The sequence below is a fragment of the Mycolicibacterium aurum genome (genome assembly GCF_900637195.1).
Lineage (GTDB): Bacteria > Actinomycetota > Actinomycetes > Mycobacteriales > Mycobacteriaceae > Mycobacterium > Mycobacterium aurum.
Genome location: NZ_LR134356.1, coordinates 4,375,870 through 4,396,021, shown reverse-complemented (window position 1 = coordinate 4,396,021; position 20,152 = coordinate 4,375,870). Strand labels below are relative to the sequence as shown.

Sequence of the window (20,152 nt, the reverse complement as noted above, 5' to 3'; positions counted from 1 at the left end):
TCTTTTACCCGATGAGCGAGAATGTGCAGCCGCCGAAGACCTGCGATGCCGGAGAGTTCAGCGTCGGCGAAGGTATGGACTATCCGAGCGCACCGCTGAGCCCCGTTGCGAAAATGCTCCGAGGCGAGGCGGGCGAACGCGTCGGTTAGCGATCACGGCGACGACCGGCGCTGAAGCAACTCGACTACATCAGTCAGAAGATGAAAGGCGTTCAGCGTCGGGTATAGGACACGGGTCAAGTCGGATGTCAGCTTCACCTTAAGCACGCCCGGGTCAGCGGTCTCGTGCTGTTCTTGCTTCGAGACGCCGAGAATCGCCCACTGACGGCCGTGGGCAAATCCCGAGCACAGCTGCCAAGGGAGCAGGGGCTTGGATCGCGTTGGGTTCTGTTCGACGTACTTCACGGCAGTGCTACTCCGATACCCGGCGCGGACATTCGCGGTGGAGACATTCCGGGAGATCGCGACCGCATCCAGCTTGACCAAACGCTCTTCGCGTCCCGCTTCGTCCATCAGGCCGCGCGGTTCGCACGCGATGTACTGCTCTGCGACGTTGCGGGCGTGCCAGCGCAAGACGCGTTCAACTCGTTCGTCTCGCCTCGCTGGATGCAAAATCCAGTACGCAGCCGAGAGAGTTTCCAATGAGCCGCGTACGAGGCTGTAGACGGCCGAAGCGTGCACCATTTTCAAGTCGATAACGAGCGACTTCGCCGCGTGCAAGTGGTCGACTCCTGAGACGAGGCACTGTTGCACGGCGTGTGAAACGCCGTAGGGGCTACTCGCTTGATCGTCGTCGAAGAGCGATGAGCCGGGGTGCACCGGGAAGTCACTTGGATCGGCGATGCGTTCGGCCATTTTGTCGATTAGCGGTGCGATCTCCAGCCACTTCGCGGAGACCTGCTCATCGGTCAAACCAGGCACGTCGTCGTCGCTCACATCACACAGCGTGCAACACCGCCCGAAATCTAGCCGCAGAACACCCTTCTGCAGGACTCCTTGCGTCCGTCCGACTTGAGCTGCGGGCAAGCCCACACACACACAGCCCACCCCGGCGTAACCCCGGCAACCGAGGCGTAACTTGCACGCGCCGACGGTGAACCGATACGAACCAGCGGTGAACCACAATTTACTCTTGACCAGTCCAGATCAGCCCGGTCGTCGCGCAGCGCCGCAGGTCGTGAAACCCCAAAAAAGCCATGACGCACATGTGCGTGAACTCGACGGCACGCGGCGCCTTCAACCTGGGGTATGCGCCGACGGTGGTCGCGTCGGCGACGGCGACGCGGGCGCTGCCGGGACTGCCGGGGCAGGATCCGGTGCCTGCGCAGGCGCTGCAGGCCGCCAGCCTGGCCGCGGTCGCCGACCTGTTCGCCGTCGTGGTTTCCGGGGCGGGCGACATTCCCGACTAGATCCGACTGTCGGGCTCCTCAACGCGGCTCCTTCGTCGCCGCGTGATGGTCGCCCGACTAGGGTTGCCCCATGCGGATGTCGGCCAAGGCGGAATACGCCGTCCGGGCGATGGTCCAACTCGCCACGGTGGACGACGGCGTCGTCGTGAAGACCGACGACCTGGCCAAGGCCCAGGGCATCCCGGCGCAGTTCCTCGTCGACATCCTCTCTGACCTGCGCACCGACCGGCTGGTCCGCAGCCACCGCGGCCGCGACGGCGGCTACGAACTGGCCCGTCCCGCGGCCGAGATCAGCATCGCCGACGTGCTGCGCTGCATCGACGGCCCGCTGGCCAGCGTGCGCGACATCGGGCTGGGCGATCTGCCGTACTCCGGCCCGACGGCGGCGCTGACCGATGTCTGGCGCGCTCTGCGTGCGAGCATGCGCTCGGTCCTGGAGGGCACCAGCCTGGCTGATGTCGCGGCGGGCGACCTGCCCGATCACGTCCAGGTGATGGCCGACGACTACCGCGGCCAGGAAGAGGCGCGCGGACACTCGATCGGTTAGCGGCCCGATCCGTACGGACGGGTGAGGATCTCCAGATAGTGCCCGCCCGGGTCCTGGAAGTACACGCCACGGCCACCGTCGTTGTGGTTGATCTCGCCCGGGTGCGCACCGCGCGGATCGGCCCAGTGCTGGATGCCCCGCTCGCAGATGCGCCCGTAGATGGTGTCGAACTCGTCCTCGGAGACCAGGAACGCGTAGTGCTGGGGGTGGATCGGATCGTCGGGGCCGACCTCGGCGTAATCGAGGCTGACCGGGTTCTCTGAGCCCACTGCCACCACCAGGAAATGGCCGAACGGTCGCGGGGCGGGCAGGTCGAACAACTCGGTGAGGAACGTCGCCGACTCGGTCTTGTCCCGCGCGGCGACGATGGTGTGGTTGAGCGTGATGGCCATCGCTGTCGAGAATAGAACCGAATACCGTGCCGTTTCACCAAGACCAGCAACGTGATCATGCTACGAAAGGCACGTGATGTTCGACCTGCGCGAACTCAGAGCACCGGTGCTCGTCGCCCCGATGGCAGGCGGGCCGTCGTCACCCGAGCTCGCCGCGGCGGGCTCGAACGCGGGCGGGCTCGGCTTCGTGGCCGCCGGCTACCTGACCGCCGAGGCGTTCGCCGACAGGATCACTGCCACGATGCAGTCGACCAGCGCGCCCATCGGCGTCAATCTCTTTGTGCCGCAACCCAGCGCGGCAACACCGTCGGCGATCGAGGCCTACGCGAAAACCCTAGGGCGGGAGGGGCAGCGCTACGGCGTCGATCTCGGGGTGCCCCGGTTCGACGACGACCACTGGGACGCGAAACTTGAGGTGCTGCTCGACATCCGCCCCGCGGTGGCCTCGTTCACCTTCGGGCTCCCGACCGCCGAGGAACGCCGCCGTCTCACCGACGCGGGCATCACCACCGCCGGCACCGTCACCACCCTTGCCGAAGCACGTCTGGCCGCCGACACCGGAGTCGACGTCCTGGTCGCGCAAGGCCCGTCGGCGGGTGGACACCGCGGCACATTCGACCCGACCGCGCGCCCGTCGGAGCAGCCTCTCGATGAGCTGCTCGCTGCGATCACCGCGACCATCGACCTTCCCGTCGTCGCAGCAGGCGGTGTCATGACCGCCGCCGACGTCCGGCGGGTGCGGCAGGCCGGTGCTGTGGCAGCGCAATCGGGCACCGCATTTCTGCTCGCCGACGAGGCCGGCAGTAGCCCCGTGCACCGGGCTGCGCTGCAGGACCCCCAGTTCACCGAAACCGTGGTCACGCGCGCGTTTTCCGGTCGCTACGCGCGCGGTCTGCGCAACCGGTTCGTCAACGACCACGAGGCCGACGCGCCGTTCGGCTACCCCGAGGTGCACTACCTGACAAGTCCGGTGCGGGCAGCCTCGGTGCGCGCGGGTGATCCGCACGCGGTGAACGTGTGGGCGGGCACCGGGTTCCGGCAGGCCGAAACCGGTTCGGTGGCCGACATCATCGGCACGTTGACCAGCGGCGACTGATGTCCGCTCTGACTCGGCGGCAGTTCACGCTGGGTCTCGGCGCGCTGATGGCCGCACCGCTGGCGGTGGCCTGCGGCACCGGCGACACCCGCCCCGAACGCATCGTTGTGGTCGGCGCCGGGGTGGCCGGGCTGGCTGCGGCGCGGCGACTGGCCGATGCCGGCATGGCGGTGACGGTGGTGGAGGCCCGGCCCCGCATCGGTGGTCGCACGTGGACCGACACGTCGCTGGGTCTTCCGATCGATCTCGGCGCGGCGTGGATCCACGGCTCCGAGGGCAACCCGCTGACCGATCTCGCCGCGCAGGTCGGCGCGCGCACCGTGGAGACCGACTTCGAGGACGTCGTGGTCCTCGACGGCGGCTCCGTCGTCGACCCCGCAGCCGTCGATGCGGTCGGGCGGGAGTGGACGCGGATCATCGACGACGTCTACGCGGTGACCGATGACGCCGGCCCCGGCGTGTCGCTGGCGCAGGGGCTCGTCGACGCCGGCGCTGACCTGAACGACCCGCTCATCCAATGGTGTGTGGCGGGTGCCATCGGCTCCGAATATGCAGCCGACCCGGACGAGTTGTCGTTGCGCTGGTTCGGTCACGAGGACCAGTTCGACGGACCCGATCTGATCCTGCCCGGCGGTTACCGGCAGCTCGTCGACCATCTGGCACGCGATCTGACCATCAGGCTGGGGGCCGAGGTCACCCGGATCGACCACGGCGGCGCCGCGGTGACGGTCGAGACGACGCAGGGAGTGCTGGAGGCCGACCGGGTGATCGTCACCGTTCCGCTCGGGGTGCTCAAGTCCGGCACCATCGCGTTCGAACCGCCGCTTCCTGAGGCCAAGACGCAGGCGATCCGGCGGCTCGGGTTCGGGCTTCTCGACAAGGTGGTGCTGCGCTTCGACGAGCCGTTCTGGACCGAGCAGTTCGGCGTGCGGTCCGACATGATCGGTATCGCCGGCCAGAACCAGCCCGTCTCCGACCTGGTGAACAGTCTGCGGTTCACCGACGTCCCGGTGCTGATCGGACTCCGCGGCGGCACCAATGCCCGTGTCCGCGAGAAGGATTCCGATGAGCAGACGGTGGCTGCGCTCGTGCGGGCGCTGCGTGCCCCGCAGCCCTCGGGTGTACTCGTCACCCGGTGGGCGGCGGACCCGTACGCGCGCGGCTCGTACAGCTTCCTGGCCGTCGGCTCAGGGCCCGACGACCAGGAAGCGCTGGCCGCGCCGGTCGGGGACCGGCTGTCGTTCGCCGGTGAGGCGACCCACCAGGAGTTCTTCGCCACGGTGCACGGCGCCTACCTGAGCGGACTGCGCGAGGCGGACCGGATCCTCGGCTAGTTGTACTGACCACGGACGTTAGGTACGGCGTGGTGAGGTGACAAGGCGAAGACCTCCGAGTGAAGTGCGAGCTGTCTAGGAACGCACCAACCCACCTCGGAGGTCTTCGTGGTTCACCGTAATGCCCCTTTGTCCGAAACGGGTCGCTTGAGGCTGGCTCGGTGCATCGTCGATGATGGCTGGTCGCTACGCCGCGCGGCCGAACGATTCCAGGTATCGGTAGGCACCGCCGTCCGTTGGAGGGACCGCTACGTCGAGCTGGGCGAGGCCGGAATGGCCGACCGCAGCTCACGACCCCATCGCAGCCCCAACCGCACCCCGACACGGACCGAACGCCGCATCATCGGGGTGCGCGTCACCCGCCGTTGGGGACCGGCCCGAATCGCCTACCTGCTGCGACTGAACGTCTCCACGGTGCACAACGTGCTGCGCCGCTACCGGATCGCCCGACTGCGCTGGCTCGACCGCGCCACCGGCCGCGTCGTGCGCCGCATGGAATCTGCGGCGTGCGGTGATCTGGTGCACGTCGATGTCAAGAAGCTGGGAAAGATCCCCGCCGGCGGCGGCTGGAAGATGCTGGGTCGCTCCGCAGGTAAGCGCAACGCCCAAGCCGACAAGACCGGAGCCACCAATAAGTACCGACAGCCGTTGCGGGGCTATACACTTCCTACACACCGCGCTGGATGCGCACTCCCGTCTGGTCTTCTCCGAGATGCTGGCCGATGAACGCAAGGAGACCGCCTCCGAGTTCTGGGAACGCGCCAACGCCTGGTTCGTCGAACAGGGAATCATTGTTCGAAAGGTGTTGACTGATAACGGATCTTGCTACCGGTCGCATGTATTCCGCAAGGCGCTAGGCGATGACATCGAACATCGGCGCACTCGACCCTATCGGCCGCAGACCAACGGGAAGGTGGAGAGATTCCACCGGACCCTGGCCGATGAGTGGGCCTACGCCCGGCTGTACACCAGCGACCAACAACGCTGCCAGGAGTACCCGCGATGGCTGCACAACTACAATCACCACCGCGGCCACACAGCACTCGGCGGTCAACCACCAGCCAGCCGCGTACCTAACCTCTCAGGTCAGTACAGCTAGTCGAGGTCGTCGACGACCACGTCGCCGGTCTCGGCCCGGGCGGTGACCACCGCTGCCGCGTTGTCGCGATCGGTGGTCTGGGGCACCTGCACGACCGTCGAGCCGTGCGGCATCCCTGTCGTGGCGGTGACGAAATACGGCCCTGGTGGCGGCAACTCGATGACGACGTCGCCGTGCTGGGTTTCGGCGTCGACGGTCTTCGGCGTCTCGGCGAATCCGACGCTGATGTCGCCGGTGGTGGTGGAGGCCCGGAACGATTCGGACACCGCGATCGGGTCGCGCGTGGCGACGTCGCCGTGCTCGTTGGTGATGTCGACACGACGCGCCGAGCCGCTCAGGACGACCTCACCGTCGACGGTCCGTGCGATCAGCGAGTCGATGTCGGCCTGGGCGAACACCACGCCCATCTCCTGCTGCGTCGTGACCGACAACCGGCGGGCCAGTTCCGGCGGCAGGACCACGGTGATCTCGCCGGCCCGGCCCCACTGCAGCCAACCCGAGGGTTCGGCGTCGATGCTCACCCGCGCCGTCGCGCCGTCGGCGTCGACGGACAACGGCTCTGAACCGGCGCGCGTCGAGTTCACCATGCGCATGTCGACCCTCGGCTCACGGATCTCGCGGTCGGAGGTGATCCGCACGGCGATGGGCACCGAACCGGTGTCCACTGTCAGAGCGGTCAACGTGGTGGGCAGTGCCACCGAGTCTTTGACCACGCGGTAGTTGCTGATACCCCACGCCGCCGTGCTCACCGACACCACGGTCCCCACGAGCAGCGTCACGGCGGCGAGGATGAGCAGGACGCGAACGGCGGTACGGCCGCCCGGGGACAGCGGCGGGGGCGGCGACGCGGCAATCGACGGCGGGGGAGTTGCTTCTGTCAACGGTGTGGTCACGGGAGTCCTTTCGGCGCTTCAGGATTCGAGGTATCGCAACACTGCGAGGACGCGACGGTTCTCGCTGTCGTCGGGTGCGAGGTTCAACTTGGTGAAGATGGAGGCGATGTGCTTCTCGGCGGAGCCGACCGACATGTGCAGGCCGGCTGCGATGGCGGAGTTGGTCTTGCCCTCCGCCATGAGCTGCAGCACCTCGTTCTCACGTGGGGTCAGGTCGTCGAGCACATTGCGCCGGTGGGAGCGGATCAGAATCTGCGAGACCACCTCGGGGTCGAGCACCGTCCCGCCCGCGCCGACGACCTCGACGGCATCGAGGAACGCCGGGACGTCGGCCACCCGGTCTTTGAGCAGGTACCCGAAACCCCTGGTGTCCGAGGCGATCAGGTCGGCTGCGTAGCGCTCCTCCACGTAGTGCGACAGCACCAGCACCGGCGATTCCGGGTTCTGGCTGCGCAGCAGCGCCGCCGCCCGGATGCCCTCGTCGGTGAACGTCGGTGGCATCCGGACATCCAGGATCGCGAGGTCGGGGTGTTCGTCGTTGACCAGCCGGAGCAGGTTCGTGGCGTCCGGCACGCCGGCGACCACCTGGTGACCGGCGTCGGTGAGGATCCGCTCGATGCCGGCCCGCAGCAGGGCCGAATCTTCGGCGATAACTATCCGCATGGCAGCACCGCGGTGATGATGGTGGGGCCGGTGGCGGGACTGGACACGGTGAAGGTTCCCCGGGCGGCGCGCACGCGTTCTTCGAGGCCGCGCAGTCCGGTGGCGTTCTCGTCGTCGGTGATGAGCGCTCCACCGCGACCGTCGTCGAACACGGTGACGTGCAACTGCCTTGCGGCCTCGTCCAGACGTACGGTGACCGCCGCCTGGGCGGCACCGGCATGCCGGGTGACGTTCGTGAGCGCCTCGGCCACCACGAAGTAGGCACACGCCTCCACCTCGTCGGGCAGGCGGTAGGGCAGGTGCACGCTCAGCGTGGTCGGCACACCCGAGTTCGCCGCCCGCTGCACCACAGCCGACAGCGCCGCATCGAGGCCACGGTCGGACAGGATGGTCGGCGCGATGCCGCGCACCACATTGCGCAACTCCACCAGCGCGTTCTTCGCGTCATCGTGCGCCTCGGCGATGAGTGCCTTGGCGGCCGGCAGATCGGTGTCGAGTTTGGTCTGGGCCAGCCCGATCGTCATCGCCAGCGACACCAGTCGCGGCTGCACGCTGTCGTGCAGGTCGCGTTCGATGCGGTGCCGTTCGGTCTGGGCCGAGGTCACCGCACCTTCGCGGGCGTCGGACAGGGCGCTGACCTCGTACTGGAGTGCGGCGGTCGGAGAAGGAGGCAGCAGCCAGCGGTCGATCGTCGCGTCCAGGGTGGGTGCGAACACCACCAGCGCCACCGCCCCGGCCAGCGCCGCAACGGCCAGCACCCATGCCAGCGGTGTCGGGACGAACGACAATCCGGCGTCGGGGTCGCTGTTGCCGACGGCGATCGCGACCGCGGGCGCCAGGAACGCGAACGCCAGCAGCGCCAACGCCAGACCGGTCACCAGGGCGTCGTAGATCATGCGGAGATAGTGGTGGGCCGCGGCTTTCCAGAACCGCGCACTGCTGACGTCGAGCCACAACTGGTGGGCCCAGCGCTGGAAGCCCGAGTAGTGCGACAGCCGGCGCGGCGGCCGGGCGATACCCATCCCGAACACCGCCTCGCTACGTACCCGTTCGACGTAGTCGACGCCGCGCATCAGGTAGACGAACACGACGCCGGCCAGCAGGAAGCCGATGATGCTCGGAATCGACGTGATGCCGATCAGCAGGATTGCCAACGGAATCCAGAACCAGACCATGGCGAAGGCGCCGCCGGCGAGCAGTGAGGCGCTGGGGACGACGCCGATCGCCCGGATCCGTGGCGGCGGCGCGGCGTCGGCCGTTTCGGGCATGTCCACCGGAACGGTGACTTCGTCTATGTCGGTAACTGCGGGCATGACTCCAACCTATGGACCCGATGCCGGCGGCGACACAGCGTTTTCCCGAGATTCCCCCGGGGGATAACCACCCCCTCTGCGCCGCGAGCGCGCGGGTCTGTACGCCGACACGCCGCCAGCCGTGGCATTTCGCGCACACTCGCGGTGACCATACTGACCCCATGACCGCCGACACGGCCCGCGACAAGCCCACCATTCTCGGCTATCTCGGGCCGAACTGGTTCGCCTCGGTGATGGGCACGGGCATCGTCGCCACCGCCGGGGCGTCGTTGCCGGTGCACGTTCCCGGTCTGCGGGCGTTCGCGCTGGTGGTCTGGGTGCTCTCGGCGCTGTGGCTGGTGGTGCTGATCGTCGCGATGGTCGCCCATTGGCTGCGCAATCCGACGGTGGCCCGCAGCCATGCCCGCAATCCGCAGATGGCCCATTTCTACGGCGCGGCGCCGATGGCACTGCTGACCGTCGCGTCCGGATCGCTGCTGGTGGGTACGGATCTGATCGGCGCGCGGGTCGCCGTCGATCTGGCGTGGGTGCTGTGGACGGCCGGCACACTCGGCGGCTTGTTCACGGCGATGAGCATCCCGTACCTGATGTTCACCCAGCACCGGGTCGAGCCCGACGCCGCGTTCGGCGGGTGGTTGATGCCCGTCGTCCCGCCGATGGTCGCCGCCGCGACCGGCAGCCTGCTCATCCCGCACATGGCCGAGGGCCCGGGCCGCGCCACCATGCTCTACGGCTGTTACGCCATGTTCGGTCTGTCGCTGATCGCCTCGCTGATCATCATCACCATGGTGTGGAGCAGGCTGGCGCACTTTGGCACCTCGGGCACCGCGAGAGTGCCGACACTATGGATCGTCCTGGGTCCGTTGGGCCAATCCATCACCGTCGCAGGGCTTCTCGGCACCGACGCGGCGCTCGCTGTCGACCAGCGGCTCGCGGACGGAATGAGCGTGTTCGCGGTCCTGTACGGGGTCCCGGTGTGGGGCTTCGCCGTGCTGTGGATCTGCCTGGCCACCGCGCTGACCGTACGTACCCTGCGGCGGGGCATGCCCTTCGCGTTGACCTGGTGGAGCCTCACCTTCCCGGTGGGTACGTTCGTCACCGGCACCACGCAGCTGGCACTGCACACGGCACTGCCCGCCTTCCGGTATGCCGCCGCCGTCGCCTACGTCGGGCTGCTGTGTACCTGGCTGTTGGTGGCGGTCCGCACGGCGCGCGGCGGTCTGCGCGGTGGGTTGTTCGCGCCTCCGGCCGCGGGTCCCATCAGGGCGTACAAGGACGGCCCGGCGGCACCGGCGTCCTGACATCTGGCAGGCATGTCAGAATCGCGACGTGCACATAGGGATGACGATGCCGGTGATGGAGCCCGATCTCGACCGCGCCACGCTGAAGGCGTGGGCACAGCTGGTCGATGACGGCCCGTTCTCGTCGCTGTGCTGGGGCGAGCGGATCGCGTTCGACAACCCCGAGAGCCTGACGTTGCTCGGGGCGCTGGCCGCGTGGACGGACCGGGTGCGGTTGGTGACGACGGTGGTCATCCCGCAGTTGCACGATCCCGTGATGCTGGCGAAGCAGCTGGCCACCGGTGACCTGCTCTGCGACGGGCGGTTGACCGTCGGCATCGGAGTCGGCGGGCGCCACGAGGATTACCGTGCCGTGGGCGCCGACCCGGAGACTCAGACCATGCGCCAGATGGCCGACCGGGTGGCCGTCATGCAGCGGGTGTGGGCGGGCGAGAAGATCACCGATTCGACGCTTCCTGTGGGTCCGCCGCCCGTGCAGTCCGGCGGTCCCGAACTTCAGGTCGGAACCCTGGGGCCCAAGACAATTCGCAGCGCCGCAGCCTGGGCTTCCGGGGTCGCCGGGATGACGCTCGACCTGGACGTCGACAAGCAGAGCGAGCTGTTCGACGTCGCGCGGGACGCGTGGCGAGAGGCCGGCAAGGAGGCGCCGCACCTGGCGACGTCGTTCTGGTTCGCCATCGGCGAGGGAGACGGACCCCGCACCCAGATACACCGTCACCTGTTGCGGTACATGAATTGGATCCCGTCCGAGTTCGTCGACGCCATGGCGCCCACCGCCGGCTTCGCCGGCACCGCCGAGGACCTGCGCGCCGTGCTGAAGCGGTTCGCCGACATCGGGACCGACGAGGTTCACCTCATCCCGACGAGCTCGGACATCGACCAGGTGCGTCGGGTGGCCGAGATGGTTGCCGACCTGAGCTGACGACCGGCAAGCTCGGGGCATGGATGACGCCACTGCTCTGCCGCCGATCGTCCCGCGTGCCGACTGGGAGCGGGCGCGCGCCGATCTGCTCGTGCGGGAGAAGGAGCTGTTCCGCCTCAAGGATCAGGTGAGTGCCGCGCGGCGCCGACTGCCGATGGTGCGCATCGACGCGCCGTACCTGTTCGACACCGAGGCCGGTCCCGTGACCCTGCTCGACCTCTTCGACGGGCGACGTCAGCTCATCGTGCAGCACTTCATGTTCGGATCCGACTGGGACGAGGGATGTTCCGGCTGTGCGATGATGGCCGACCACATCGGTCCGCTGTCACACCTGCACGCCAAGGACACCTCGCTGGTACTGGTGTCCCGCGCGCCGGTGGGCAAGCTGGTGGCGTTCAAGGACCGGATGGAATGGGACCTGCCCTGGGTGTCGTCGGGCCGGTCGACGTTCAACGAGGACTTCCACACCACCGTGGACGGCGAGGAGCACCACGCGATCAGCGTGTTTCTGCGCGACGGCGACGAGGTGTTCCACACCTGGCAGACGTTCAACCGCGGCGAAGAGCCGTTCATGCTGGTCTTCGATCTGCTCGACCTCACGCCGTACGGGCGTCAGGAGAGCTGGGAGGACTCACCGCAGGGCTGGCCGCAGCAACCGCCGTACGAGTGGTTCCGCCTGCACGACGCCTACTGAGTCCGGTCGGGAGTTCGCCCCGGGCGCCTCCCTCAACTGCGCAGCGTGAATCCGGCGTCGAGCGGCCACGAGGTGCCGGTGATGAACGCCGCCGCATCGGACACCAGCCAGGCCACCGCGCCGGCGATGTCCGTCGGCTGCAGCAGCGCGATGGGAAGGGCGTTCTGTTGGCTGGCCAGCCACGCGTCGCCCGCCTCGGCCAGCCCGATGGTGGACTCGTTGATGATCATGTCGGTGGCAACACCACTGGGGTGGATGGCGTTGACCCGGATCGAGTGCGGCGCGAGTTGCAGCGCCCAACCCTGCATCAGCGCCACCAGTGCGCGTTTGGAGGCGCCGTAGGCCTGGATGCCCGGCCTTTCGCCCGCCGCCTTGATCCCCTGGGTGGAACTGACCAGCACGATCGAGCCACCGCGGCCCCCGGCGATCAGCGCCGGAATGGCGGCGTCGACGGTGTTCCACGCGCCGATCAGGTTGACCTCGACGACATCGCGGAAGGTCTGCCGCCGATCTTCGGTGTCGCTCACCCGGATGATGCCCGCGTTGGCGATCACGATGTCGAGGCGGCCGAACTCGCGCATGGCGTCGGCCACCACGTCGTCGAGCGCTTCCGGGTCACGCACGTCGGCCTGCCGGGCCAGGATCCGTCGGCCCTGCCGCTCAACAAGTCTCACCGTCTCGGCCAGGTCGTCCGGGGTCGACCCTGGGTAATCGGTCGAGTCGAACTCCGCGCAGATGTCGACGGCGATGATGTCGGCGCCCGCACCGGCCAGCGTGACGGCGTGCGCGCGCCCCATCCCGCGGGCGGCACCGGTGATGAAGGCGACGTGACCGTCCAGGTTGCCCATCGTCACGCCTTCGGGAAGTTCACGTTCTTGGTGACGGCTTCCCATTCATCGATCGACGCCGTCAGCTCGCTGATCTTGTCGCGCACCGCCTTCAGGACGTCGCGTCCGAGCAGCAGCCGCAGCGGGGGATTCTCCAGCGTCGTCAGCATCAACACCGCTTCCGCCACCTTGCGAGGGTCACCCGGCAGGTGGTTGGCAAACTCTTTGATCATCGTCTTGCGGCTGCCGACATTCTCGTCGTAATCCCCGATGGGCGTTGACGACTCCTGCATGGAGCGCGCTGCCCAATCGGTACGGAAGGCGCCGGGTTCGACCGCGCTCACCTTGATGCCGAGTGGGCCCACCTCCTTCGCCAGCGCCTCGGTCAGCGCCTCGAGCGCGAACTTCGTCGACGAGTAGTAGGCGTTCGGCGGGTTGGCGACCAGACCCGTCATCGACGAGATGTTGATGACGTGCCCGGATCTGCGGGAGCGCATGCCCGGCAACACCGCCTTGAGAGTGTCGACCACGCCGAAGTAGTTCGTGTCGAACAACTTCCGCACTTCGGCGTCATCGCCTTCCTCGACCGCCGACATGTATCCGTAGCCGGCGTTGTTCACCAACACGTCGATCCCGCCGAAGGTGCGCTCCGTAGTGGCGACGGCGGTGCGGATCTGGTCGCCGTCGGTGACGTCGAGCGGCAGTGCCAGTGCCCGGTCGCCGAACTCGTCGGCGAAGTCAGCAACGGTGTCCTGCCTGCGGGCCGTCGCGGCGACGTGATGGCCGGCTTCCAGTGCGGCGCGGGCGATCTCACGACCTATCCCGGTGGAGCATCCGGTGATCAGCCACGTCGTCATCAGTTCGTCCCCTCGGGTAGCCGCCGTAGATACGACGCTCGGCGGTCGGCGAGCTGGGTTGCCCGCTCCTGCGCGGATACCCGTGGCAGAGCCGGAACCTCGCGATCCAGGTCGTCGAGCGTGATCACCCGGCCGCGGGCGCCGAGGTCTTCGGTGGGTCCGTCCGGCCCGAACTCGGCCATCCGCAGGGTCAGGATCGCCTCGTGGAGCCCGTCGGAGTCGATCCAGTTCGCCACGCCGGGATCGGTGGGGGAGATGACGTAGGTGTAGGTGCCGTCGTCATTGGGCACCGACTGCGCCTTGTTCAGGCTGCCCGTTTTGTCGACGAGTTCCAAAGTGGTGCCCCAGATGTTGCTCAGTGGCACCGTGAAGTACTCGGCCCCTCCGTCGCTGACGTCGACGACGAAGGCCTCGCCGGGGTTCAGGTCGAAGCGGCCCATCACATACACCTGGTTGCGCATGGCACCGACCTTGTCCGCGGACCAGGCGAGGTTGAAGTTGTTGGGTGGCATCTTGTAGATGCCGTGGCTGAGCTTGCCGGTGAAGTTGGCGAAGTACGCCATCATGTCGGCGGTGGCGTCGGCCTGTTCATCCAGCGTTCTCGGGGGACTCGACGGCGGTGCACCGAGACGTTGTACCGTCAGGTGATTCGGGTCGTCGCGGTCCCAGTTCAGCAGCACATCGCGGATGTAGAACTCGTGCGCCGCCGAGGTGGTCTGCACGTGGTTGGGACGGCCGCCCGCCGGATCGGAATCGACGGTGATGGTGAACGATCCGTCCGGTTCGACCTCCATGGTGCGGCCGTTGAGCACGGCGACGGTGCCCATGTTCGCGTCCCACAGCGTGAAGTAGTTCTCGGTCATGCGGTGGGTGCCGACGCGTCCGTGGATCTCGTAGCGCTCGTCGCCGGAGATCGGGATCACCCGGTACACGCTGTCGGGATTGTCGATGCCCCAGCGGGATCCGGGAACGGCCCGGCCGTTCACGGGGTGGCCCAGCCGGGTGATGCAACTGACCTTGGGGCGCAACTTGTCCTGGTTGGACGACCAGACCGCGGCGGAGAACATGACCTCGGCGAACGCATCGTCGAACCGCGCGCGCATCGCGTCGGATGCTTTCGCCCGCCCCAGCCAGGTGTCGGCGACACTGCGGTACGCCGCCGTGACCGTCGGGTGGGCGATGAGGTCCAGCGCGGCAAGCTCCTGTTCGTGCTGCGACGCCGTCGCGAGCGGGTCGCCGTCGTGCTCGGCCATCTAGGTCCTCCTCGTGGGTTGGGGCGTGGAGCGAAAGCGTGCGTTGTAGGCGGCGAACCGTTCCTCGATCTCGGCGTCGCTCAGCCCGAAATCGCCTGCTGCATAGTGCGGCCGGGGAACTTCGCGGGGGCGGTCGGCGAGCCAGCGCCGCATCGCCGACTCCGCGGTACCGGTCATGTCGAGTCCGATCGCGTCGTAGACCCGGGACACCTGGCCGACCGGATCGGCGACCGCGTCGGCGAACTCGATGTCGGTGCACCGCGCCGACTCGTCGTCCCACGCCGCGCGGGTGTCCATCGCGCGGTCGTTGGTCCATCCCATCCGGCCCAGCCACTCGGTGCCGACACGTCGGCGATCCACGTGATCGGCGTGCATGGCGTGCAGGGTGGCGTTGAGGCTCGCTCCGGACGGGATGGTCTCGCGGGGGTCTCGATGCATATGGACGACGTGAAGGTCGGGAAACTGGCTGCGCAGCACGTCGAGATACCCGAGATGGGCGGGAGACTTGAGCACCCATCGCCGGGGATCGGGCTGCGCGGTCGGTCCACCGGCTTGCCGTTTCTGCCACTGCAGGAACTGCAGCATGCGATGCAGATACCGATACGCGGGGGTGAAGTCCTGGGTGTCGATCCAGGCCCGGTACGCGGGCACGTGCGCGCCGGACTCGGGCACGTGGGACAGGAAGGCGTCCGACAGGAAGACGATCTCCTCTTCGGGCTCGCGCGCGTACATCGGGTGAATGGCGAACAGTTCGGGAGCCAACTCGCGCGACATGGCCTCGCGCTTCTCGCTGACGGCGATGCGGGGGTCCTCCTCGGCGGTCCACCGGTAATCGAGCTTGGGCGCCACCTCGACGACCTCCCAGCCGTACGCGCAGTGGAAGCGCTCGTCGGCGGCGAGCAGCCGTTGCAGCAGCGTCGTTCCGCTGCGCATCATGCCGACCACCACGATGGGCGCGAGGATCGTCTCCTGCGCGATCTCGGGATAGCGCCGGAACCACTCCTGGGCGCGTAACCGCATCCGCAGGCTGTGCACCAGTCCCGACCGCAGGATGTGGACGCCGATGTCGTTCAGGTCAGCGCTTGAGTAGCTGTCGGTCAGCACCTCCAGCGGCACCTCGAACGGCAGTGGGCCCCAATCCTGCAGCCCCTCCTTCTCCTGCGCGGCGGCAGTGAGTCGGGTCGCGTCGAAAGGCGCGCTGGAGGACTCGGCCACAGGTCAGAACTTCAGATGGTGGCTGGTGTCCCCGACCTGGTCGACGAACATGATCCGGGTGTCGAACCACCACGTGCCGTCGATGCGGTGGAAGGTGTCGCGGTAGTGCCCCGTCACGATGATCTGCAGCGGCAGGTCGGGCGTCGCCTGGGTGACGCAGTAGTACGCGCCGCCGTGCGCGGTGCCTGCGGCCTCGTCCACGTAGATCCGGACGTTGCTCGTCAGATGTCTGGTCTTGGGCGTGCCGTCTTCGTACAGGCGGGTGGCCATCTCGTACATCCCCCGCACCCCGGACACCCCGGTGAACACCGTCTCGGGCGGTCCGTCCTCCATCCCGGCGATGCGCCCATGGGCGAACAGGGCGGCCACCCCGTCCAGATCGCCGGCGTCGAGACGCTCGGCGTAGGTGTAGATCAGGTTCTCGATCTCGCGGGCGCTGTCTGTCATACCGCCGACTGGCTCCTCGTCATACCGAAGTAGGTAGAACAGGCCTGAATTGTTGTCATTTCTCGGTAGACAACCAGCCGCAATCTGTCATGTCAACGATTGCCCGGCTAATCTCGCTCCGTGACTTCGGATTGGTCGCCGAGCCGACTCGGCAATCTCAGCGGCAAGCGCATCATCGTGACCGGTGCGACCAACGGCGTCGGGTTGGCGACCGCCCGCGCCCTCGCCGGCGCCGGCGCCCACGTGATCCTGGCGGTGCGCAACCTCGACCTGGGTGCGCAGCGCGCCGCCGAGATGGGCGGGGACACCGAGGTGGTGAAGCTGGACCTCGCCGACCAGGCTTCGGTGCGGGCGTTCCCCACCCTGTTCGAGGGCGACGTGGACATCCTGATCAACAACGCCGGCCTGGTCGCCCAGACCCGCAGCGACACCGTCGACGGTTTCGAGATCACGCTCGGCACCAATTTCCTGGGTCCGTTCGCCCTGACCAATCTGCTCTTCGACCGGGTGCGATCGCAGATCATCAACGTCGGTTCCGACGCCCACAAGCGGGCGACGTTCGCCTTCGACGACCCGCATCTGCGGTCGCGTACCTGGTCGTCGTTTCCGGCCTACGCCCGTTCGAAGCTGGCGGTCATGCTGTGGGGGCTGGAGCTCGATCGACGGCTGCGTACGGCGGGGTCACCCGTCGTGGCCCAGCTGACCCACCCCGGCTGGGTCGCATCGAATCTGACCAACGTGTCCGACACGCGCATGATGGCCGCGGTTCACACCGTTGCGCAGTCGTTGGCCAACAGGATCGGCAACGACATCGACGCCGGTGCGGCGCCGACGCTGTACTGCATCACCGAGCCGATTCCACCCGGCAGCTACGTCGGCATCGACGGCCGCTTCGGGTTCAAGGGCGGGCCGGCGCTGAGCGGACGCACCGCCAACGCCTGCGACTACGAGGCTGCCGCCCGGCTGTGGGAGATCGCCGAAAAAGAGACCGGCACAACGCTTTCCGTGTAGGGGCCACGTCCCGTTCGCATGGCTCAACCGAACAGCAGAGTTTCGGGCTGGGCCCGCTGTCCCTTGCCCAAGGTGTCCAGCAGCTCGTGGTAAGGCCCTACCAGGTATGCGGTATCGCCGGCCGACAGCCGCGAACCACGGCGTGGATGTAACTCCCACGAGCCGCTGGGGCCGGCAATGGCGATCACCCGGGTGTGGGTCGACAGGTCGGCCATGTGCATCCCATCCAGTTCGCTGTCCGGCTCGACGCGTACGCCGCCGACCATGAAGGATGCCTGCCCTACCGAGAACGTCCCGAAAACCGTGAGTCCGAGCGCGGCGCCGATGAACCACGGCGCCGCCAATTCGACTGTCGAGCGCACATTTTCGAAACCGAATCGATGGGAGACTGCCGATCCCAGGGAGCGGTCGAACACCCGAAGCACCACAGGGACACCGGTGCCGGGGTGCGATTTCATCCATCGCGGGCCCAGGCGCTCGCGCAGGACGATGCCCGTCTCGATGTTGACCATGTCATCGTGGGTCAGGACTGCCACGGCCGCCGCGTCGTCGATCCGGGCCGCCTCCAGCGTCGAGGGCAGGGTCGCGTCACCGAAGATCACCGGGACGTCCAACTCGGCTGCGGCAGAGAGATATCGATTGTCGTCGTTGCGTTCGATGACCGCGACGTCGTGGCCCGCGGCCTTGAGATCGGCGGCGACGCGGATTCCGAAAGAGCCGAGTCCGACGACGATGATGTGGTTCTGCAGTTCGCGCACTTTACGGCGGCCGGCGGACTGCGCGATGCGTCGGGACAGGAGCAGATCAGCGACGAACGCCATCAGGACCGCGGTGGAAGTGACCCCCGCGAACATCAGTACGACGCCGAACAGGCGTAGCCAGGTCGGTTGGTCGATGAAGCTGAAGTCTCCGTAGCCCACCGTCGCAATCGTCTCGGTGGAGAAGTAGAGAGCGTCGACAAAGCTCATTCCCGGCTTGTCGTAGGTGAACCAGAGCAGCATCGTCGACAGTGTCAGCAAGGCCAGCGATGCGGCGAGTGCGCGGTAGAAATTGGGATTGACGTCCTGCCGAAACGCGCGCACCGCGCCGAAGACCCGCGCACGGGGACTGTGTCGCGCACCGGCCTTAGCGCCGGTGCCGGCGATCTGATACCCGGGAAGTTCGTCGGCGGTCCCGATCATCGCGACCCAATCGCCTTCAGCGACGGTCAGATCTCGACCCGGACAGACGCTGAGCTCGCCAGGTCGAGGTGAGTTCTCCCCGCGCAGGACGGCAACCGGCGCCAGGTCGCCGTAGATCTCGCGGAGCGTGCCGGCCCGCGGGGCATCCGCACCGGAGACCACGAAGTTCACTCCGCCGGCGACGATGGTGTGCGTGGTGCGCGCCAGGCATGCCTCCACCACCGACGGTGCCGCAAGATCGGCGACGTCCAATACGGCGCCCGGACCGTTGCCGGCAGCCATGGCGTCACGAAGGACCCCGTTTGCCAACCGGGCGACCACCCGTACCGAGGCACTCATTTGCCGTGCCAGCAGCGCGATCTCAAGATTCTCGGCGTCATCGGGGCTCACGCACACCACGGCGGCGGCGGTCGACAGCCCGGCCGAGGCCAGCTGGTCCGCACGTTCGATGACGGTCACCGTTGCGCCCGCGCTACGGAGCTCCTCGACGATGCGCACCGCGAGCGCGTCGGCGCCGAGGACGATGGTGTGCCCAACCATGGCAGCAGGCTACGCAAGAATGCGCGCCTGAGCAGCGCGAACGTCCCCGGACTAGACGGTGACCACCTCGTAGTCGCCGAGCTGGCCGGCGAGCACGTGCAGCTGATCCCGGGTGGACCCGAGCGTGTGCTCGATCGCGGTGAGTCGCGCCGCGTAGTGCCCGACCGGGTATTCGGCCGTCACGCCGATGCCGCCGTGCAGCTGGATCGCTTCCTCACTGATGTGGCGCCCCGAGCGGCCGATCTGCAGCTTGGCCCGCGCCGCGATGGTCGGATCGAGATCGCCGTCAGCGACCGACATGGCGGCGTAGAAGGTCATGCTGCGGGCGAGCTCAAGGGAGACGTACATGTCGGCGGCGCGCTGGGTGAGCGTCTGGAACTTGCTCAGCGTCACGCCGAATTGCTTACGCTGGGTGAGGTATTCGCTTGTCAGCCGCAGAGCCTCTTCCATCGCGCCGAGCGCCTCGGCGCACAGGCCGGACGAGACTCGCACCAGGGCCCGCTCGATGGCCGTGGATGCGTCGCCGGCCTCTCCGAGCGGTTCGGCGGCCACCCCGTCGAAATCGATCTGCGCGCCCCGTTGACCGTCGAAGGTGCGGTACGGGTGCCGCTGCACCGTCGAGGCGTCGACGAGGAACAGTCCGGTGCCGCCGTCGGGCAGCGCCGCGCTGACAACCAGCGTGTCGGCGCAGTCGCCGGCCAGCACGGGGTTCTTGGTTCCGCTGATCACCCACGAGTCACCGTCACGCGTCGCGCTGGTGGTGACCGTCGCGGTCGGCCTGCCCATGCCGGGCTCCAGATGCGCGAGGGCCAGCAGGCGTTCCCCGGCCGCGACCTCGTCGAGCAGGGCCCGCTGCTGCTCGGTGCCCACCTCGGCGATCAGCGCGCCCGGGCCCAGGGCCGCATGAAGCACGGGCTCAGGCGCCAGCCGTCGCCCGATCTCGGTCAGCACCACCAGGATCTCGATCTGGCCGCCCGCGTCCTCCTCGAACCCGAGTCCGAGGACACCGACCTCGGCCAGCTGCGTCCACACTTCGCGGCTCCAGCCGAGATCACTGTCGATGGCCTTGAGCCGGCTTTCCGTGTCGTACTTGCGCGTCAACATCTCGCGGGTGGTGTCCCGTAGCAGGACCTGTTCTTCGCTCAGTTGGAAGTCCATG

At 67.7% G+C, this 20,152-nt stretch carries 20 protein-coding genes and 2 pseudogenes; 10 read left to right on the top strand and 12 right to left on the bottom strand.

The annotated features are described in order from the left end of the window. Positions 1-11 precede the first annotated feature (11 nt). Positions 12-149: a hypothetical protein gene (locus EL337_RS28770; RefSeq protein WP_157866326.1), complete on the top strand. Its 138-nt coding sequence runs from the start codon at positions 12-14 to the stop codon at positions 147-149. 3 nt (positions 150-152) lie between these two features. On the opposite strand, the gene EL337_RS20575 is transcribed toward EL337_RS28770, so the two are convergent. Next, positions 153-935, bottom strand: coding sequence for a hypothetical protein (locus EL337_RS20575; protein WP_048633351.1), 783 nt, complete (start codon positions 933-935; stop codon positions 153-155). Positions 936-1,195: 260 nt separating this feature from the next. Between EL337_RS20575 and EL337_RS20570 the strand changes: the two are divergent. Next, positions 1,196-1,408 (top strand): annotated as a pseudogene (locus EL337_RS20570) (isochorismatase family protein); the annotation flags it as partial. A gap of 70 nt (positions 1,409-1,478) precedes the next feature. Next, on the top strand, positions 1,479-1,955 hold the full coding sequence (locus tag EL337_RS20565) for an Rrf2 family transcriptional regulator (protein WP_048633349.1): 477 nt from the start codon (positions 1,479-1,481) through the stop codon (positions 1,953-1,955). Here the strand turns inward: EL337_RS20565 and EL337_RS20560 are convergent. Next, positions 1,952-2,347, bottom strand: coding sequence for a VOC family protein (locus EL337_RS20560; RefSeq protein WP_048633348.1), 396 nt, complete (start codon positions 2,345-2,347; stop codon positions 1,952-1,954). The genes EL337_RS20565 and EL337_RS20560 overlap by 4 nt on opposite strands. A 73-nt stretch (positions 2,348-2,420) precedes the next feature. Between EL337_RS20560 and EL337_RS20555 the strand changes: the two genes are divergently transcribed. The 3 genes and pseudogenes from EL337_RS20555 (at position 2,421) to EL337_RS20545 (ending at position 5,876) form a co-directional block, all read left to right on the top strand. Further along, positions 2,421-3,443, top strand: coding sequence for a nitronate monooxygenase (locus EL337_RS20555; protein WP_083443132.1), 1,023 nt, complete (start codon positions 2,421-2,423; stop codon positions 3,441-3,443). Further along, positions 3,443-4,777 carry a flavin monoamine oxidase family protein gene (locus EL337_RS20550; protein ID WP_048633347.1) on the top strand — a complete coding sequence of 445 codons (1,335 nt, stop codon included), beginning with the start codon at positions 3,443-3,445 and terminating at the stop codon, positions 4,775-4,777. Before EL337_RS20555 ends, EL337_RS20550 begins: the two co-directional genes overlap by 1 nt. A gap of 108 nt (positions 4,778-4,885) precedes the next feature. Further along, a pseudogene (locus tag EL337_RS20545) lies at positions 4,886-5,876 on the top strand (IS481 family transposase). On the opposite strand, the gene EL337_RS20540 reads toward EL337_RS20545, so the two are convergent. The 3 genes from EL337_RS20540 to EL337_RS20530 are packed head-to-tail and all read right to left on the bottom strand — an operon-like array spanning position 5,873 to position 8,745. Beyond that, the gene (locus tag EL337_RS20540) at positions 5,873-6,769 is read right to left on the bottom strand and encodes a DUF4097 family beta strand repeat-containing protein (protein WP_048635260.1); all 897 of its coding nucleotides are present in this window, start codon (positions 6,767-6,769) and stop codon (positions 5,873-5,875) included. The pseudogene EL337_RS20545 and the gene EL337_RS20540 overlap by 4 nt on opposite strands. An 18-nt stretch (positions 6,770-6,787) precedes the next feature. Then, positions 6,788-7,432, bottom strand: a complete 645-nt coding sequence (locus EL337_RS20535; protein WP_048635261.1) for a response regulator transcription factor — start codon at positions 7,430-7,432, stop codon at positions 6,788-6,790. Beyond that, positions 7,423-8,745 (bottom strand): sensor histidine kinase, encoded by a 1,323-nt coding sequence (locus EL337_RS20530; protein ID WP_048635262.1) that lies wholly within the window; start codon positions 8,743-8,745, stop codon positions 7,423-7,425. The genes EL337_RS20535 and EL337_RS20530 overlap by 10 nt, the downstream gene beginning before the upstream one ends. Positions 8,746-8,906: 161 nt before the next feature. Here EL337_RS20530 and EL337_RS20525 point away from each other — a divergent pair, with 161 nt between their 5' ends. Genes EL337_RS20525 through EL337_RS20515 form a run of 3 tightly spaced genes read left to right on the top strand, consistent with a single transcriptional unit; the run spans position 8,907 to position 11,662 of the window. Beyond that, the gene (locus EL337_RS20525) at positions 8,907-10,046 is read left to right on the top strand and encodes a TDT family transporter (RefSeq protein ID WP_048635263.1); all 1,140 of its coding nucleotides are present in this window, start codon (positions 8,907-8,909) and stop codon (positions 10,044-10,046) included. 46 nt (positions 10,047-10,092) lie between these two features. Beyond that, a complete protein-coding gene (locus EL337_RS20520; RefSeq protein WP_083443291.1) occupies positions 10,093-10,968 on the top strand; it encodes an LLM class flavin-dependent oxidoreductase in 876 nt (291 codons plus the stop codon). Between the two features lie 19 nt (positions 10,969-10,987). Then, positions 10,988-11,662 (top strand): DUF899 domain-containing protein, encoded by a 675-nt coding sequence (locus tag EL337_RS20515; RefSeq protein ID WP_048635265.1) that lies wholly within the window; start codon positions 10,988-10,990, stop codon positions 11,660-11,662. 32 nt (positions 11,663-11,694) lie between these two features. On the opposite strand, the gene EL337_RS20510 is transcribed toward EL337_RS20515, so the two are convergent. The 5 genes from EL337_RS20510 to EL337_RS20490 are packed head-to-tail and all read right to left on the bottom strand — an operon-like array spanning position 11,695 to position 16,261. Next, positions 11,695-12,510, bottom strand: coding sequence for a mycofactocin-coupled SDR family oxidoreductase (locus EL337_RS20510; RefSeq protein WP_048635266.1), 816 nt, complete (start codon positions 12,508-12,510; stop codon positions 11,695-11,697). A 2-nt stretch (positions 12,511-12,512) separates the two neighbouring features. Then, a complete protein-coding gene (locus EL337_RS20505) occupies positions 12,513-13,346 on the bottom strand; it encodes an oxidoreductase (RefSeq protein WP_048635267.1) in 834 nt (277 codons plus the stop codon). Next, positions 13,346-14,599: a hypothetical protein gene (locus EL337_RS20500; RefSeq protein WP_048635268.1), complete on the bottom strand. Its 1,254-nt coding sequence runs from the start codon at positions 14,597-14,599 to the stop codon at positions 13,346-13,348. The genes EL337_RS20505 and EL337_RS20500 overlap by 1 nt, the downstream gene beginning before the upstream one ends. Next, complete coding sequence (locus EL337_RS20495) at positions 14,600-15,814, bottom strand: sulfotransferase family protein (RefSeq protein ID WP_048635269.1); 1,215 nt, start codon at positions 15,812-15,814, stop codon at positions 14,600-14,602. Positions 15,815-15,817: 3 nt separating this feature from the next. After that, positions 15,818-16,261: a nuclear transport factor 2 family protein gene (locus EL337_RS20490; RefSeq protein WP_048635270.1), complete on the bottom strand. Its 444-nt coding sequence runs from the start codon at positions 16,259-16,261 to the stop codon at positions 15,818-15,820. Between the two features lie 120 nt (positions 16,262-16,381). Between EL337_RS20490 and EL337_RS20485 the strand changes: the two genes are divergently transcribed. Further along, positions 16,382-17,272 (top strand): SDR family NAD(P)-dependent oxidoreductase, encoded by an 891-nt coding sequence (locus EL337_RS20485; RefSeq protein ID WP_048635271.1) that lies wholly within the window; start codon positions 16,382-16,384, stop codon positions 17,270-17,272. 23 nt (positions 17,273-17,295) lie between these two features. Here EL337_RS20485 and EL337_RS20480 read toward each other — a convergent pair whose 3' ends face one another. Further along, positions 17,296-18,993, bottom strand: coding sequence for an NAD-binding protein (locus EL337_RS20480; protein WP_048635272.1), 1,698 nt, complete (start codon positions 18,991-18,993; stop codon positions 17,296-17,298). Between the two features lie 51 nt (positions 18,994-19,044). Next, positions 19,045-20,151, bottom strand: a complete 1,107-nt coding sequence (locus tag EL337_RS20475) for an acyl-CoA dehydrogenase family protein (RefSeq protein ID WP_048635273.1) — start codon at positions 20,149-20,151, stop codon at positions 19,045-19,047. Position 20,152: the final 1 nt, after the last annotated feature.